General features: G+C 73.5%; 10 protein-coding genes. 8 read left to right on the top strand and 2 right to left on the bottom strand.

Annotation, left to right across the window (positions count from 1 at the left end; translation table 11 throughout):
- Positions 1-66: 66 nt before the first annotated feature.
- Positions 67-1380 carry an alpha/beta fold hydrolase gene (locus ACIO5D_RS31545; RefSeq protein WP_400799339.1) on the bottom strand — a complete coding sequence of 438 codons (1314 nt, stop codon included), beginning with the start codon at positions 1378-1380 and terminating at the stop codon, positions 67-69.
- Positions 1381-2161: 781 nt separating this feature from the next.
- Between ACIO5D_RS31545 and ACIO5D_RS31540 the strand changes: the two genes are divergently transcribed.
- From ACIO5D_RS31540 to ACIO5D_RS31510, 7 genes are all read left to right on the top strand, one after another.
- Positions 2162-4270 carry a glycogen debranching N-terminal domain-containing protein gene (locus tag ACIO5D_RS31540; protein WP_400657442.1) on the top strand — a complete coding sequence of 703 codons (2109 nt, stop codon included), beginning with the start codon at positions 2162-2164 and terminating at the stop codon, positions 4268-4270.
- Positions 4271-4418: 148 nt separating this feature from the next.
- A complete protein-coding gene (locus tag ACIO5D_RS31535; protein WP_363609516.1) occupies positions 4419-5177 on the top strand; it encodes an NUDIX domain-containing protein in 759 nt (252 codons plus the stop codon).
- Between the two features lie 272 nt (positions 5178-5449).
- Positions 5450-6919, top strand: a complete 1470-nt coding sequence (locus ACIO5D_RS31530; protein WP_400657369.1) for an ATP-binding cassette domain-containing protein — start codon at positions 5450-5452, stop codon at positions 6917-6919.
- A 3-nt stretch (positions 6920-6922) separates the two neighbouring features.
- Positions 6923-7828: a hypothetical protein gene (locus ACIO5D_RS31525; protein WP_400657367.1), complete on the top strand. Its 906-nt coding sequence runs from the start codon at positions 6923-6925 to the stop codon at positions 7826-7828.
- A gap of 118 nt (positions 7829-7946) precedes the next feature.
- Positions 7947-8879: a FadR/GntR family transcriptional regulator gene (locus ACIO5D_RS31520; protein ID WP_363609510.1), complete on the top strand. Its 933-nt coding sequence runs from the start codon at positions 7947-7949 to the stop codon at positions 8877-8879.
- Between the two features lie 432 nt (positions 8880-9311).
- The gene (locus ACIO5D_RS31515) at positions 9312-10958 is read left to right on the top strand and encodes an RNA polymerase sigma factor (protein WP_400657360.1); all 1647 of its coding nucleotides are present in this window, start codon (positions 9312-9314) and stop codon (positions 10956-10958) included.
- A 216-nt stretch (positions 10959-11174) separates the two neighbouring features.
- The gene (locus ACIO5D_RS31510; RefSeq protein WP_400657358.1) at positions 11175-12071 is read left to right on the top strand and encodes a S1 family peptidase; all 897 of its coding nucleotides are present in this window, start codon (positions 11175-11177) and stop codon (positions 12069-12071) included.
- A 210-nt stretch (positions 12072-12281) separates the two neighbouring features.
- On the opposite strand, the gene ACIO5D_RS31505 is transcribed toward ACIO5D_RS31510, so the two are convergent.
- Positions 12282-12515: a hypothetical protein gene (locus ACIO5D_RS31505; protein WP_363615334.1), complete on the bottom strand. Its 234-nt coding sequence runs from the start codon at positions 12513-12515 to the stop codon at positions 12282-12284.
- Positions 12516-13052: 537 nt separating this feature from the next.
- Here ACIO5D_RS31505 and ACIO5D_RS31500 point away from each other — a divergent pair.
- Positions 13053-15164: a DNA topoisomerase IV subunit B gene (locus tag ACIO5D_RS31500; RefSeq protein ID WP_363615332.1), complete on the top strand. Its 2112-nt coding sequence runs from the start codon at positions 13053-13055 to the stop codon at positions 15162-15164.
- Positions 15165-15287: the final 123 nt, after the last annotated feature.

Here is a 15287-nt window from a genome sequence, read left to right as displayed (position 1 = left end):
GGCGGCCCGTAACCGGTGGTCCGGCCAGCCGGTCGGCCGCGGTTCCGCCGTCGGCACCGGGCTCCGCTACGCCTCGCCGTGCGCCATGGCGATCAGGCGGTCCAGCACCTTGCCGCCGCTCACCCGGAGCCCGTCGTGCTCCCACTCATTGGTGATCCACGCTCGCAGGCCGCGCACGGCGCGGGCGGTCTCCAGGGAGTCGGCGGTGTCGACATACATGTCGTCGTGGTAGACCGCCGCCACCACCGGCACCTCGTTGGCGGCCAGCCGGGCCGGGTCGTACAGGTCGGGCCAGTCGGTCCGGGCGGCGAGCAGGTCCGCGGTCTCCTTCAGCGGGCGCAGCGCCGGGTCGGTGTCGAACATCCAGGGGTAGATCATCTCTCCGGTGAACAGCACCGGCGCCCCGGACTCCAGCGCGGCCCCGGCGTCGAACTCCGTGAACTCCTTGCGGACGCGCTCGGCCGACCAGGCGGTGCCGGCCGGGTCCACCGACCGCTGGCCGTAGATCGACTCGTGCAGCACGGCGTACAGCGGGCCCTCCGCGAAGGAGAGCTTCGCCTGGACACCGGCCAGGAAGGTGTCGGAGAGCTCGGGCCCGGCGGCGCCCTCCACCCACGCCTCCTCCAGCAGGTAGTGCAGGCTGCCGGAACCGCTGCCGCCGCCGAGCATCATTCCGAGGGACTGGAACGCCTCGACGGTCAGCAGCCCGCCGCCGGGCAGGGCCGCAGGGGCTGCGGCCAGACGCGCGGTGATCCGCCGTACCGCCTCGACGTCCTGCGGGTAGCGGGCGTAGTGGTCCTCGTTCTTGCGGACGACCCGGGGGTAGGCGGCGCGGTAGACGTCGTCGGCCGAGCTGCGCAGGCCGGAGAGGCCACCGGTGATGAAGGCCTCACGCAGGCCGTCGGGCGCGATCGAGAGGTAGGTGAGGGCGCAGAAGCCGCCGAAGCTCTGGCCGAGCACGCTCCAGCGGTGGTCGTCGCCGAGCAGCCGGCGGCGGATCAGCTCGGCGTCCCGGACGATCGAGTCCGCGCGGAAGTGCGCCAGGTAGTCCGCCTGTTCCCGCGCGCCGCCGCGCCGGGCGAGGGTCTGCCGGGTCGCGGGCGTGGACCGCCCGGTGCCGCGCTGGTCGAGCAGGAGCACCCGGTACTCGTCGAGGGCGCGCTCCAGCCAGCCGTCCCGGCCGAGCGGTCGGCCGGCCTTGCCACCGGGGCCACCCTGGAGGAAGAGCAGCCAGGGCAGGTCGTCCGTTTCGCGGCCCGCGGCCACCACCTCGCGGGCGTACACCTCGATCTGCTCGCCCTGTGGGGCGGCGTGGTCGAGGGGCGACTGGAAGACGTGGTCGGTCGTGACAATCCCGGGCAGCCGGCTGGCGGTGGACATACAACTCCTCGGTATGCGCTGGTCGCAGCAGTCACGTTGCCGCTCACGGTGTTACCGGTGCGGGTGCCGTGACCCCCGCACCGTATCCTGGCGGCGGCCGGGCACCGGTTGGGCGGTCGCTGCCCAGACCGTCCGCCCGGTGGTTCGTACAAAACGGCAGACAGCCTCGGCCCGTGCGGTTCGACCCGGAACGGCACCGGAGTGGGGCGGCAACGGTCCGGTGACGGCGGCGGCACGACCGCCTGCCGCGTCCGGGCCTGCTGGTCGAAGTGACAGAACGGGCGTTACCTGCGGCCGGTGAGCGGCGTTCACCCCGGGGGACCGCGCCCGGGTGACCACCGGGCCGGCCGGAGACGGACGGTTTCCCGGGCGTGCCGGGTGCCGGAAGTGAGGCTGCGGGCTGTCGGAAGCCGGGCGAGGGCGGCCGAGGCGTCGGCCCGTCAGACCCCGGTGTGGGCACGCCCGTACCCGGGCCGTCCGAGTCGGTCGCGGCGCGGTGCGAGCGCCCCGCAGACGCCTCCTGCCCCACGGCAGGTACCGGACGCCGCAGGCGACCATGTGCCGGGCACCAGGGGGTGTCCGGCGCGAGGCGGTGCGGGGTACCGCAGCGGTACCCCGCACCGCATGGCACGGCCCGGCGCCGGGTACGGCCAGACACGGCACACACGCCGACGGGAACCCCCGCCGGTCCGACATCATCAGCACGCGATCGAGCATGCTCGCGGCCCACCGGCCTCACCGGCCACCGGACCGCCGAGGGGAGGAGAGTCCGGTGACCGCCATGAGGCCACCACAGGCCATGCCGGCCGAGAGCGTGGTCGGCGCACCCGCGGGCACGCCCGCCGGCCAGGCCCGACCTGCGGCTCCGCCCCGTCCGCAGCCCGCCGCCGTCCACCACGCGGTGCTCTGCGTCAACGCGCCCGCCATGGCCGCCTCCGGACCGGACGGGCAACTGCGCGGTCACGGGCTCCATGGCTTCTACCGCTCCGGCGTCCGGGTCCTGGCCCGGATGGAGCTGCGGCTCGGCGGTATGGAACCGCTGCCGCTCCAGGGCACCCTGACCACCGCGGCGCAGGCCCGCTTCCTCGGCGCGGTCCGGCTCCCCGGCGATCTGGACCCCGACCCGGCGCTCACCGTGGAGCGGCTGCGCCACGCCGACGGCGTCGAGACCGTCACCGTGCGGAACACGGGCAGCCGCCCGGCCCGGCTGCCGCTGGAGATCGCCGTCGGAACGGACCTCGGCCCGGTCGGCGAGATCGCCGCCGGACATCGCCCGCCGGACCTGCCCGGCCAGGTGCAGTCCGCCGGGTTGCGCTGGGCGGGCCCGGCCCACAGCGCCACCGTCAGTGCCAAGCCGTCGCCGCACGCCGTCCTCGCGGGAGCCGGTGTGCTCCGCTGGGACCTGGACGTGCAGCCCGGCGCCCGCTGGTCGGTCGAGCTGCGCACCGAGCTGGAGAGCACCGTCCCCGGCCCGCGGCCACCGGGCGGGCGCGGCCCCGGTGTGCCGCTGCCCTGGTCCGAGCCGGAGATCCGCTGCGACGACCCCCGGGTCGAACTGCTGGTGGCGCGTTCACTGGACACCCTGGGCCGGCTGCTGTTCGTCGACCCGGACCGCCCCACCGACCTCTACCCGGCCTCCGGTGCGCCCTGGCGGTTCGGGCTGGCCCCGGCCGACGCGCTGTGGGCGGCGCGGTTGACGCTTCCATTGGGTACCCGGCTGGCCGCCGGCACCCTCCGGGCCCTGGCCCGCCGTCAGCAGCTCGCCCCCGTTCCGGGCCAGGGCGGACCGGGTCAGCCGGGCCCACGCCCCGAAGGGCTGCTGCCCGGCGCCCTGCGGCACGGCGGGCCGGAGCTCCCGCCCAGCTGCACCGCCACCGAGGCGACGCTGCTGTTCGTCACGGTGCTGGCCGAGGCCTGGCGCTGGGGCCTGCCCCGGCACGAGGTCGCCGAACTGCTCCCGGCCGCCGAGCGGGCGCTCGGGGCGCTGCGCGGCGGTCTGGTCGACGGCTTCGTCACCGACCTGAGCCGCCCGGTGGAGGACCGCGCCGCCCATCCCGTGGCGGTGCGGGCCGAGGTCCAGGCCCAGGCGCACCGGGCCGCTCTGCACGGCGCCGAACTGCTGGAGGAGTTCGGACGCCCCGGTGCCGAGGAGTGGCGCGACTGGGCGGCCGCGCTGCGCGGGCGCTTCCGCGACCGTTTCTGGATCGACGACCTCTCCGGCGGGCGCCCGGCGGCCGGGCTCGCCCCGGGCGGCCAGCCACTGCCCGCGGTGGCCTCCTCGCTCGTCCACCTCCTCGACCCGGGGCTCTGCGCCGACGGCGGCCGGCACCAGAGCCTGCTGGACCGTGAGCAGACCAGGCTGCTCGCCCAGCGCCTGGCCGCGCCGGAGCTGGACAGCGGCTGGGGGCTGCGCACACTCAGCGCCAAGTCGCCCCGCTTCAACCCGCTGGGCCACCGTGGTGGCGCGGTACGTGTCCACGAGACCGCGCTGGCGATCGCCGGGCTGGCCGAGGCCGGCCACGAGAACGAGGCCGGCGCGCTGCTGGAGGGCCTGCTCGGCGCGGCCGCGCACTTCGAGGGGCGGCTGCCCGAGATGTACGCGGGGGAGCAGCGCACGCCCGGCTGCCCGCCCGTACCGCACCCGGCCGCCTGCCGCCCGGCGGCGGTCTCGGCGGCCGGCGCGGTGCACGCCGTGTTCGCGCTCGCCGGGGTCCGGCCCGATGTCCCGGGCGGGCGGGTGCTGGTCCGGGCGGCCAGTACCGCGCCGCTCGGCGAGCTGCAGCTGACCGGTCTGCGGGTCGCGGGCGAACCGTTCTCGGTGCGGGTGAGCCGGATCGGCGTGGCGATGGTCGAGGAGGCGTCCGCCGAGCTGCAACTGGTCGCCCGCTGACATCCCCCGCCACCCGGGGGCGGACCTCGCCGGTCCGCCCTCGCCCGCCCCAGACCGGGGCATCCGGCAGCCGGGCCACCTGCGGGGCACAGCACGGTCCGTGCGCAGGCCTGTGCTTATCGTCAAAGAGACGACTATGATCGTCGCCATGTCGCGTTATGACCCGTCGGCCTTCCCCCCGTTCGCTGTCACGGTTGACCTGGTGGTGCTGACGGTGCGGGACCACGCCCTGTGCGCCCTGCTGGTACGACGGGGCGAGCCGCCCTTCCAGGGGTACTGGGCCCTGCCCGGAGGATTCGTCCGCCCGGACGAGGGCCTGGCCGAGGCGGCCTCCCGGGAACTGGCCGAGGAGACCGGTCTGCGCGCGCATTCCGCCCCCGGCCACGACGTGGCCGGCCCCGGCACGGCCGGCGCCCATCTGGAACAGCTCGCGACCTACGGACACCCTCAGCGCGACCCCCGGATGCGGGTGGTCAGCGTGGCCTACCTGGTCCTGGCACCGGACCTGCCGACGCCCCGCGCCGGCGGCGACGCCAGCGGCGCCCGCTGGGCCCCGGTCGCCGAACTGCTCGGACAGAGCCCGGCCGACGGCGTTCCGCTCGCCTTCGACCACGGCCTGATCCTGGCCGACGGCGTGGAGCGTGCCCGCTCGAAGATCGAGTACTCCTCCCTGGCGACGGCCTTCTGCCCGACCGAGTTCACCGTCGGCGAGCTGCGCCGGGTCTACGAGGCCGTCTGGGGCGTGGTCCTCGACCCCAGGAACTTCCACCGCAAGGTGACCGGCACCCCCGGCTTCCTGCTGCCCTCCGGTGGCACGACGACACGTCAGGGAGGCCGCCCCGCACAGCTGTTCACCGCGGGCGGGGCCACCGTCCTCAACCCGCCCATGCTGCGCCCGGAGTCCTGACCCGCCGTCGGCCCCACCCCGTACCCGGGCCCCGCCCCGTACCTCGCCCGGACCAGTTCGCACCCCTCGCCCCTACCGCCTGCGAGCCCCCTGCCCCGTCGCAGGATCGGATTTTCCCCTGATCGGGTGAGGTGTGCAGGCGGCGGCCCCGTGCCGCTCCCGCAATGCCCGGAATCCCCGGCCCGGCCCCCTAATGTGCTGGCGCGGGCCCGTGCGGGCACGGCCCCGCGCCGCGCCTGTCAGGCCGGCCAAGGGCATGGGAGCAGCCAGCGATGATCCAGATCACCGGACTGACCAAGGTCTACCGCACGGGTGGGCCGCCGGCGGTGCTCGACCTCACCTTCGACGCCCGGCCCGGCGTGGTGACGGCACTGCTGGGTTCCGAGGGCGCGGGCAAGTCCACCGCCCTGCGCCTGATGCTCGAACTCGAACGCGGCCAGGGCGTCACGCTCTTCGACGGTCGCACCTACCGTCGGCTGCGCCACCCCGAACGCGAGGTCGGCGTGCTGCTGCCCGGTCCGGGCGGAGCCGCCGGATCGGTGGCCGGACACCCCGGCCGGAAGGCGCGCAGCCATCTCAGGATGCTGGCGGCGGCCGCCGGTGTCCCCGCCCGGCGGGCCGACGAACTGCTGGAGCAGACCAGGCTGGCCGCCGTCGCCGGACAGCGGCTGCGCGCCTTCTCGCCCGGTATGCACGGGCGGCTCGCCCTCGCCGCCGCCCTGCTGGGGGACCCTGGGACCCTGCTCCTGGACGCGCCCACCGAGGGCCTTTCGCCGCGCAATGTGGAGTGGTTCCACTCCTTTCTGCGCTCGTTCGGAGCCGCGGGCGGGACGGTCCTGGTGACCACCCGCACGCCGCGGGAGGCCGCGCAGCTCGCGGACCGCGTCATCACGCTGGACCAGGGCCGGCTGGTGGCCGACCAGCCGGTGGCGGACTTTCGCCGGACCCGGCTCAGCCCGGAGGTGGCCGTGCGCGGGCCCCAGATGGCCCGGCTCGCCGATCTGCTGGTGAGCCAGGGTGCCGAGGTGCGCCGCGACGGCGGGGCCGGTCTCGCGGTGGCGGGCATCGGCCGCACCGAGATCGGTGAACTCGCCTACCGCCACGGCATCCTGCTGCACGAGCTCGCCGACCGGGTGGTCGAACAGCCCGCTCCCCGCGCCGCCCTGCCCGTCGCCTCGGGCCGCTCGGGCGAGCTCCGGATCCGGTCGGCGCCCGCCCGGTCGGCGCCCGCTCGGCCGGACCCCGCCCGGACGGAGCCGACGGCGGAGGTGAGGGAAACGGCGGAAGCGGTGACGCCGGAGCGCGCTTTGACCACCGGCGCGCTGCCCGCTCTCGCGCTTCCGGCCTCGCCGGCCGCCGCCTCGGCCACGACCGCGCTGTCGGCGGTCACCCCACGATCGGGAGCGCCGACCCGCCCCGCCGGGCCGACACCGTCCGCCCAGCCTGGCCGTCCCGCACGAGCCACCCCGCCCGCGCGCCGGCAGGACGACCCGGCCGGGCCGGCCGAGGCCTCCCCGACGGTCGCCGTGGACCGGCTCTTCCGGGACGGTCTCAACGGTCTGGCCCGGCAGGCCGGCGGCGGCCCCGTCTCCCGGGAGCACCGCGAGGACGCCACCGACCTGCTGACCGCCGACACCGTCCGCCTCGGCCGCCCCGGCGGTGCCCCCGCCCCCGGCGCGGGCACCCCCGCTCCCACCTCCGCCCCCGCGACCACCTCCGTCCCCGACCACCGGAGCGAGTGAACCGTGCACGCCCTGGCCTATGAGCTGCGCCGCCTGCGCGGCCTCCGTTCCACCTGGCTGCTCCTCGCCGCCGTCCTCCTCGGCGACGCCGGGGTGGCGGCCCTGCTGGCCGCCCAGACGCCCACCGGACCGCTGACCGGTCCGGCGGGCGTGCGGCTGCTGACGGCGGCCGTCCCGCTGGTCCCGCTGCCGTTCGCGGCCCTCGGCGCCGGGGTGCTGGGCGCCCTCTCGTACGGACACGAGGTGCGGCACCCGGGTCTGCCGGCCTCGCAGGTGTCGTATCTGCGCCGGGTGCGGCTGCTGCTGGCCAAGCTGGCCGTGATCGGCCCGGTGGCGGGCCTGCTGGCGCTGGTCACCCTGGTGGTCGACGCGGTGGCCGTGCACCTCGCGCTGCCGGGCGGGGTGACGGCGGCCGCCTGGTCGGACCCGGCCGTGCTCTCGGACCGGGTGTCGGAGGCACTGGCCTCGGTCGGCCTGACCGGGCTCGCCGAGCTGCCGGGGGCGCTCGCCCCGGTGGCGCTCGGGGCCGGCCAGGGCGCGCCGGCCGCGCTGCTCGCCTTCGTCCTGCTGGTGGTCGTGGCGGGCTGGACCGGTGTGCTGACGGCGGCGGTGACCCGCAGTGCCTCGGCCGGGGTCCTGTTGCTGTGCGCGCTGCCGCCGCTGCTGGAGACCGGGGTGGCCCTGCTGCTGCGGCAGACCGGTGCGGTCCGGCCCACCCATGCGGCCGAGCTGCTGCCGTTCCAGTCCGGCGCCGAGTGGGCGTACGGATGGGTGTACGGCGGGGGCCACCGGGTTGCGCGGAGCGGGGCGGCGCTGACCGATCCGGCTCTGCTGGCGGCGGTGACGGCGCCCGCGTTCGTCCTGCTGCTCGTGGCCCTGCTGGTCCAGGTCCGCCGCCGCGCGCTCTGAACGGCGGCTGTTCCGGGCGGCCGCTGACGGTCTGCCAAGATCGACCAGCAGTGACCGTAATGCGCGGTTCTTCCTGATAAGAAGTCAATTATCCAGTCGCGGCCGATCACCCTTTCGTGTGCTTTTCACGAGAATTCTCAAGCTGCGCCCGCCGATCGCCGACAAAGGACCTGTGAGTACCCTTGCGCACCCCACCATGACCCCTGCCCGTTCCGCCGACGGCGCCATCCACGGCCCCGGCGATCTGGACCGCTTCTCGTACGCCGACCGGCCGACCCCGCCGGCGCCCCGCTGGGAGGGCGCCGAGTCGGACCTGGCCCGGGTCGGTCGCAAGACCACCAGCAGCCGCGGCCGCGGCCTGCACGGCCAGCTCGTCCAGCAGCTCGGCCAGATGATCGTCTCGGGTGATCTCGGCGCCGACCGCCCGCTCGTCCCCGAGGAGATCGGCCAGCGGTTCGAGGTGTCCCGCACCGTCGTCCGCGAGTCGCTGCGCGTGCTGGAGGCCAAGGGCCTGGTCAGCGCCCGGCCGAACGTCGGCACCCGGGTCCGCCCGGTCGGCGACTGGAACCTGCTCGACCCGGACATCATCGAGTGGCGCGCCTTCGGTCCGCAGCGCGACGAGCAGCGCCGGGAGCTGTTCGAGCTGCGCTGGGCGATCGAGCCGCTGGCGGCCCGGCTCGCGGCCGGCCACGGCCGGGAGGACGTCCAGCAGCGGCTGGTCGAGCTGATCGAGATCATGGGCCACGCCGCCGCCCAGGCCGATCTCTCCACCTACTCGCGGGCCGACGCGGAGCTGCACGCCCTGGTTCTGCAGATGGCGGGCAACCGGATGCTGGAGCACCTCTCCGGGATCGTCTCCTGCGCGCTCCAGGTGTCGGGCGGCCCGGCCATCTCCTGCGAGCGGCCCTCGGAGGCCTCGGTCAGCCTGCACTCCCGGCTGGTCGACGCGCTCGGCACCGGTGACGGCACCGCGGGCGAGGCCGCGATGCGGGCGCTGCTCACCGTGCACCCGGAGGTCGAGCCGTCCGTTCCCGCTCCCCGGGAGCACTGAGCCGTCCATCCGGCGACCGATCGAACCCCGTGAACCCACGGCCCTCCGACTGCACCGCCTGGCGCAGTCGGAGGGCCCTTTTCCTGGGAAAGCCCCTTGACGCCCTGTCCATGCCAAAGGCTTGGGCGCGAATGCGGGATGATGGAAGTCGGCCCCGGGGTCGCGGGCGCCGATCGGTGTGACCCGCGACACCAAGGCCATGCGTAACACTTGACGAGTAGCAGCGATGTGTCCTGAGCGGAAGCAGCTCCGGAATAGCCCAACATGTCAGAATGCTGTGTTGGTCCGCGGCGCTGCTGCCGTCCTGCAAACCCAGTCCTCAAGCCCGAGTCGGTCGGAATCGACACCGCGCGTCCGACGCGCGATTTCCTTCCCCGCCCGCTCGGGCGGCCGGTACGGGTTCGAGTCCACTCATCGTCCGAGAGGTTGTTCGTGTCGGCCAGCACATCCCGTTCGCTTCCCCCCGAGATCGCCGAGTCCGCGGCTCTGCTGGCGCTCATCGAGCGGGGCAAGGCCCAGGGGCAGATCGCCGGTGACGACGTACGCCAGGCGTTCGAGGCGGACCAGATCCCGGTCACCAAGTGGAAGAACGTCATGCGCAGCCTCAACCAGGTACTGATTGAGGAAGGGGTGGATCTCATGGTCAGCGCGGCCGAACCGGCCGGCGCCAAGCGCAAGAGCGTCGCGGCCAAGAGCCCCACCAAGCGCACCGCCACCAAGGCGGTCACCACTCGGACCCCGTCCGCCTCGGCGGCCCCCACCAAGCCCCCGGTGCGCATCGCGCCCGGCGCCACCATCTCCGCTCCGGCGGTCGCGGCCGCCACGGCCTCGGTCAGCACGGTGTCCGCGGAGATCACCACCGCGGGGACGGCCGCCGGCGTCGCCGAGGCGAAGGCGGCCCCGGCGAAGAAGGCCGCGTCGGCCAAGAAGGCCGCCGCCAAGAAGACCGCCGCGCCGGCCAAGAAGGCCGCCGCCAAGAAGACCACCACCGCCAAGGCCGGTAAGGGCGACGAGGAGCTGCTCGGCGACGAGGAGCTCATCGAGGACGTGGCGCTGCCCGGCGACAAGGCCGGTGCCGAGGGCGACGCTCCGGAGGAGGAGTCGGAGGGCTTCGTCCTCTCCGACGACGACGAGGACGACGCGCCGGCCCAGCAGGTCGCCGTCGCGGGTGCCACCGCCGACCCGGTCAAGGACTACCTGAAGCAGATCGGCAAGGTCCCGCTGCTCAACGCCGAGCAGGAGGTCGAGCTCGCCAAGCGCATCGAGGCCGGCCTGTTCGCCGAGGACAAGCTCTCGGCGGCCGACAAGCTCGCCCCGAAGCTCAAGCGCGAGCTGGAGATCATCGCCGAGGACGGCCGCCGCGCCAAGAACCACCTGCTGGAGGCCAACCTCCGGCTGGTCGTCTCGCTGGCCAAGCGCTACACCGGCCGCGGCATGCTCTTCCTGGACCTGATCCAGGAGGGCAACCTCGGTCTGATCCGCGCGGTCGAGAAGTTCGACTACACCAAGGGCTACAAGTTCTCCACCTACGCGACGTGGTGGATCCGCCAGGCGATCACCCGCGCGATGGCCGACCAGGCCCGCACCATCCGTATCCCGGTGCACATGGTCGAGGTCATCAACAAGCTGGCCCGCGTCCAGCGCCAGATGCTCCAGGACCTGGGCCGCGAGCCCACCCCGGAGGAGCTGGCCAAGGAACTCGACATGACCCCGGAGAAGGTCATCGAGGTCCAGAAGTACGGCCGCGAGCCCATCTCGCTGCACACCCCGCTGGGCGAGGACGGCGACAGCGAGTTCGGTGACCTGATCGAGGACTCCGAGGCGGTCGTCCCGGCCGACGCGGTCTCCTTCACCCTGCTCCAGGAGCAGCTGCACTCGGTGCTGGACACCCTGTCCGAGCGCGAGGCGGGCGTGGTCTCGATGCGCTTCGGCCTGACGGACGGTCAGCCGAAGACGCTCGACGAGATCGGCAAGGTGTACGGGGTCACCCGTGAGCGCATCCGCCAGATCGAGTCCAAGACCATGTCGAAGCTGCGCCACCCGTCGCGTTCCCAGGTGCTGCGCGACTACCTGGACTGATCTGTTCGGCGGTTCGTACCGTCGGAGGGCCCGGAGCGTATCGCTCCGGGCCCTCCGGCATGTCCGGCGGAGGGCGTCCGCGACATCCGGGCGCGTCAACGTCCGGACGGTTGTCATCGCTCGTACGGGTGGATGCGAGGTGCCGCACGGTCTCGTTATGTAGCTGACCGCCTACGCTGTGTCGGTTGCCTGCCGTCGAGCCAACCTGGAGACACGGTGCTGCCCAATCCGGACCGCACGGACCTGTCGACCGCCGTCCCGTCCCCGGCACGTCCGGCCGCCCGGCCGGTACGCCGCCGCCGGGTGGTCGCCCTGGCCCTGCTGGCGGCGCTGCCCGCGCCGGCGCTCGCGCTCGGTCCGGCCGGTCCGGCCGAGGCGCAGCGCAGGATCGTCGGCGGTGTCGCGGTGAGCACCTCGGACCACCCGTGGGCGGTGGCGCTCGCCAGCCGCCAGCAGTTCGGCAACGGCCGCTCGGGACAGTTCTGCGGTGGCGCGCTGGTCACCGCGACGAAGGTGGTGACGGCCGCGCACTGCTTCTACGACGAGTCCAAGGGCCAGCGGGTGGAGCGGCCGGGCCTGAAGGTCGTGGTCGGGCGGGACGACCTGCGCGGCTCGATCGGTCGTGAGGTGGCCGTCCAGTCGGTCTGGATCCACCCCGACTACGCCTTCGCCGCCAACATGAACGACGTGGCGGTGCTGACCCTCACCGAGTCACAGGGCACCCGGCCGGTGATCGGCATGGTCGGCCAGGGGGAGGCCGAGCCGTATGCGCCGGGGACCAGGGCGCAGGTCTTCGGCTGGGGGGACACCAGCGGAACGGGTAACTACTCGCCGACGCTCCGTGGTGTCGATGTGCCGATCATCGCGGACCAGACCTGTGCGCACGCCTACCCCGGCGGCCCGGACGGGCGTTTCGACGCCCGCGGCATGGTCTGCGCGGGCGAGGAGAAGGGTGGCAAGGATGCCTGTCAGGGGGACAGTGGCGGCCCGCTGATCGTCGCGGGCCGACTGGTCGGACTGGTCTCCTGGGGAACGGGTTGCGCGGAGGCCGTCCACCCCGGCGTCTACACCCGGCTCGGCGCGGTCTCGAACGCGGTGCGCTCGGTACTGTGAGCAGCCGGTTACGCTCTGACGTCGCGTTGCCCGGTGCGGGTGGTGTGACCGGCGTCGGCGAAAACAGCGGAGCCGGGGGGGGGGGGGGCCCCCCCCGGGGGGGGGGGGGCCCCCCCCCCCGGGGGGGGGGCCCCCCCCCCCGGCTCACCGGTCGCGCAGGGTGTGCGGCCGGACACAGCTCGTCGCCGGGTGCCGATGAAGTGCTGGGAATCAGCGCTCTTCTTCGGTGGCCGTGTTGGTGGTGGTGCTGGTGAGACGGCCGCTCTCGTCCTGTATCTCCACGGCGATCTTCTTGAGCTCGGGCTCGAACTTCCGGCCGTGGTGGGCGCAGAAGAGCAGCTCTCCGCCGCTGGCGAGTACGACGCGCAGATATGCCTGGGCGCCGCAGCGGTCGCAGCGGTCAGCCGCGGTCAGCGGGCTCGCAGGTGTCAGAACAGTAGTCACGTCGCCTCTTCTCTAGCTCGACGAGCTGTCGTACCAGGGTCAACATCCAACCAGGCCGAAAACGTTCCCGCTCGTGGCTTTTCTTCTTTGAGGATTCTGCTGTGTTGATGAGGACGTGCCCCGGGGGCCGGTGGTTCATGCGTACCGATTCCCAGGATCCGCCCGTCGCTCGAACGCCCGATCGGGACCGGGGTCGAGGTCCGCGTAGCATAATCCTCTGCTGGGTTGGAGCATAAGCCCCGTCCTGGGCCCCGGTAGCCTGCATAACGGCAGTTCCGGAGCCTGCGCCCGGCCCCACGGTCCGCCAGGACCGCTGGTACCGGGAGGAGATGGCGCCCCGGCGCCCCGAATCCTGCACAGTTCTTGTTCGCGCAGCGCGTACAAGCTGCGCGGGACCGGCCCGCCGTGCTGCGTACCGAGCGGAGGGGTGCGCACACGCAGGGGAACGGCTGTCGGTGCGCTGTGCTGCACTGGCGGGCGATTCGGATGGACCCGGATGTGACCGATGAGACAGAACTTCACCGAGGAGAGTGCCGCGTGAGTGCCGAAACGACCGTGCCGTCCGCACTGCTGGCCGGCGACGACGGTTCCAACTACACCGCTCGGCACCTGCTCGTCCTGGAGGGCCTGGAGGCGGTCCGCAAGCGCCCCGGCATGTACATCGGCTCGACCGACAGCCGCGGCCTGATGCACTGCCTCTGGGAGATCATCGACAACTCCGTGGACGAGGCGCTCGGTGGCCACTGCGACCGTATCGAGGTCGTCCTGCACGAGGACTCCTCGGTCGAGGTGCGCGACAACGGCCGTGGCATCCCGGTGGACGTCGAGCCCAAGACCGGGCTCTCCGGCGTCGAGGTGGTGCTGACCAAGCTGCACGCCGGCGGCAAGTTCGGTGGCGGTTCCTACGCGGCCTCCGGCGGTCTGCACGGCGTCGGCGCCTCCGTCGTCAACGCCCTCTCCGCCCGGCTGGACGTCGAGGTGGACCGCAGCGGCCACACCCATGCGATCAGCTTCCGCCGCGGTACCCCCGGCATCTTCACCGAGGGCGGCCCGGACGCCCCGTTCGAGCCCGCCAACGGCCTCACCAGGGCCCGCAAGGTGCCCAAGGCCCGCACCGGCACCAGGATCCGCTACTGGGCCGACCGGCAGATCTTCCTCAAGGACGCCCGGCTCTCGCTGGAGAACCTGCACAACCGGGCCCGGCAGACGGCCTTCCTGGTCCCCGGCCTGACCATCCTGGTCCGTGACGAGCGGCTGACCGAGAGCGACAAGGTCGAGGAGTCGACCTTCCACTACGACGGCGGCATCGCCGAGTTCTGCGAGTTCCTCGCCCCCGACAAGGCGATCTCCGACGTCGTGCGGCTGCACGGCGAGGGCACCTTCAAGGAGACCGTCCCCGTCCTGGACGACCTCGGCCACATGACGCCCACCGAGGTCACCCGTCACCTCGGCGTCGACATCGCGCTGCGCTGGGGCGCCGGCTACGACACCACCCTGCGCTCCTTCGTCAACATCATCGCCACCCCCAAGGGCGGCACCCATGTGACCGGGTTCGAGCGCTCGCTCGCCAAGACCGTCAACGAGGTGCTGCGCTCCAGCAAGCTGCTGCGCGTCGCCGAGGACGACATCACCAAGGACGACGCCACCGAGGGTCTCACCGCGGTGGTCACCGTCCGGCTCGCCGAGCCGCAGTTCGAGGGGCAGACCAAGGAGGTGCTGGGCACCTCGGCGGCCAACCGGATCGTCGCCGCGGTGGTCGCCAAGGAGCTCAAGTCCTTCCTGACCTCCGCCAAGAAGGACGAGAAGCTCCAGGCCCGGGCCGTGCTGGAGAAGATCGTGGCCGCCGCCCGCACCCGGGTCGCCGCCCGCCAGCACAAGGAGGCGCAGCGCCGGAAGACCGCGCTGGAGACCAGCTCGCTGCCGGCCAAGCTGGCCGACTGCCGCAGCGACGACGTCGAGCGCAGCGAACTCTTCATCGTCGAGGGGGACTCCGCGCTCGGCACCGCCAAGCTGGCCCGCAACTCCGAGTTCCAGGCGCTGCTGCCGATCCGCGGCAAGATCCTCAATGTGCAGAAGGCGTCCGTGAGCGACATGCTCAAGAACACCGAGTGTGCCGCGATCATCCAGGTGATAGGGGCCGGTTCGGGCCGCACCTTCGACATCGACCAGGCCCGTTACGGCCGGGTCATCTTCATGGCCGACGCCGACGTCGACGGTTCGCACATCCGTTGCCTGCTGCTGACGCTCTTTCAGCGCTACATGCGGCCCATGGTCGAGCAGGGCCGGGTCTTCGCCGCGGTGCCGCCGCTGCACCGGATCGAGCTCACCAACCCCAAGCGCGGCCAGGAGAAGTACCACTACACCTACTCCGACGCCGAGCTGCGCTCCACCCTGCTGGAGTTCCAGCGCAAGAGCATGCGCTGGAAGGAGCCGGTGCAGCGGTACAAGGGCCTCGGCGAGATGGACGCCGACCAGTTGGCCGAGACCACCATGGACCCGCGCCACCGCACCCTGCGCCGGATCAACCTCGGGGACCTGGAGCAGGCCGAGAAGATCTTCGACCTGCTGATGGGCAACGACGTCGCCCCGCGCAAGGAGTTCATCGTGGACTCGGCGGCCACCCTGGACCGTTCCCGCATCGACGCCTGAGCGGCGGCTTCGCGGGGGGGGGCGCCCCCCCCCCGGGGGGGGGCCCCGCGCGGCCCGGTGCCCCCCCCCGCCACCCCCCCCGCCCTAACCCGGGGGGGCCCGGGCCCACGCGGGGGGGAGGTG

The sequence above is a fragment of the Kitasatospora sp. NPDC087315 genome, from assembly GCF_044744345.1.
GTDB lineage: Bacteria > Actinomycetota > Actinomycetes > Streptomycetales > Streptomycetaceae > Kitasatospora.
The sequence above is the reverse complement of the archived record's forward strand: the minus strand, read 5'-3'. Positions and strand labels throughout refer to the sequence as shown.

Excerpts from the sequence above, each read along its gene's own strand:
- ACIO5D_RS31535 (WP_363609516.1), top strand. The coding sequence starts at position 4,419 with ATGTCGCGTTATGACCCGTCGGCCTTCCCCCCGTTCGCTGTCACGGTT.
- ACIO5D_RS31545 (WP_400799339.1), bottom strand. The coding sequence starts at position 1,380 with ATGTCCACCGCCAGCCGGCTGCCCGGGATTGTCACGACCGACCACGTC.
- ACIO5D_RS31530 (WP_400657369.1), top strand. The coding sequence starts at position 5,450 with ATGATCCAGATCACCGGACTGACCAAGGTCTACCGCACGGGTGGGCCG.
- ACIO5D_RS31540 (WP_400657442.1), top strand. The coding sequence starts at position 2,162 with ATGAGGCCACCACAGGCCATGCCGGCCGAGAGCGTGGTCGGCGCACCC.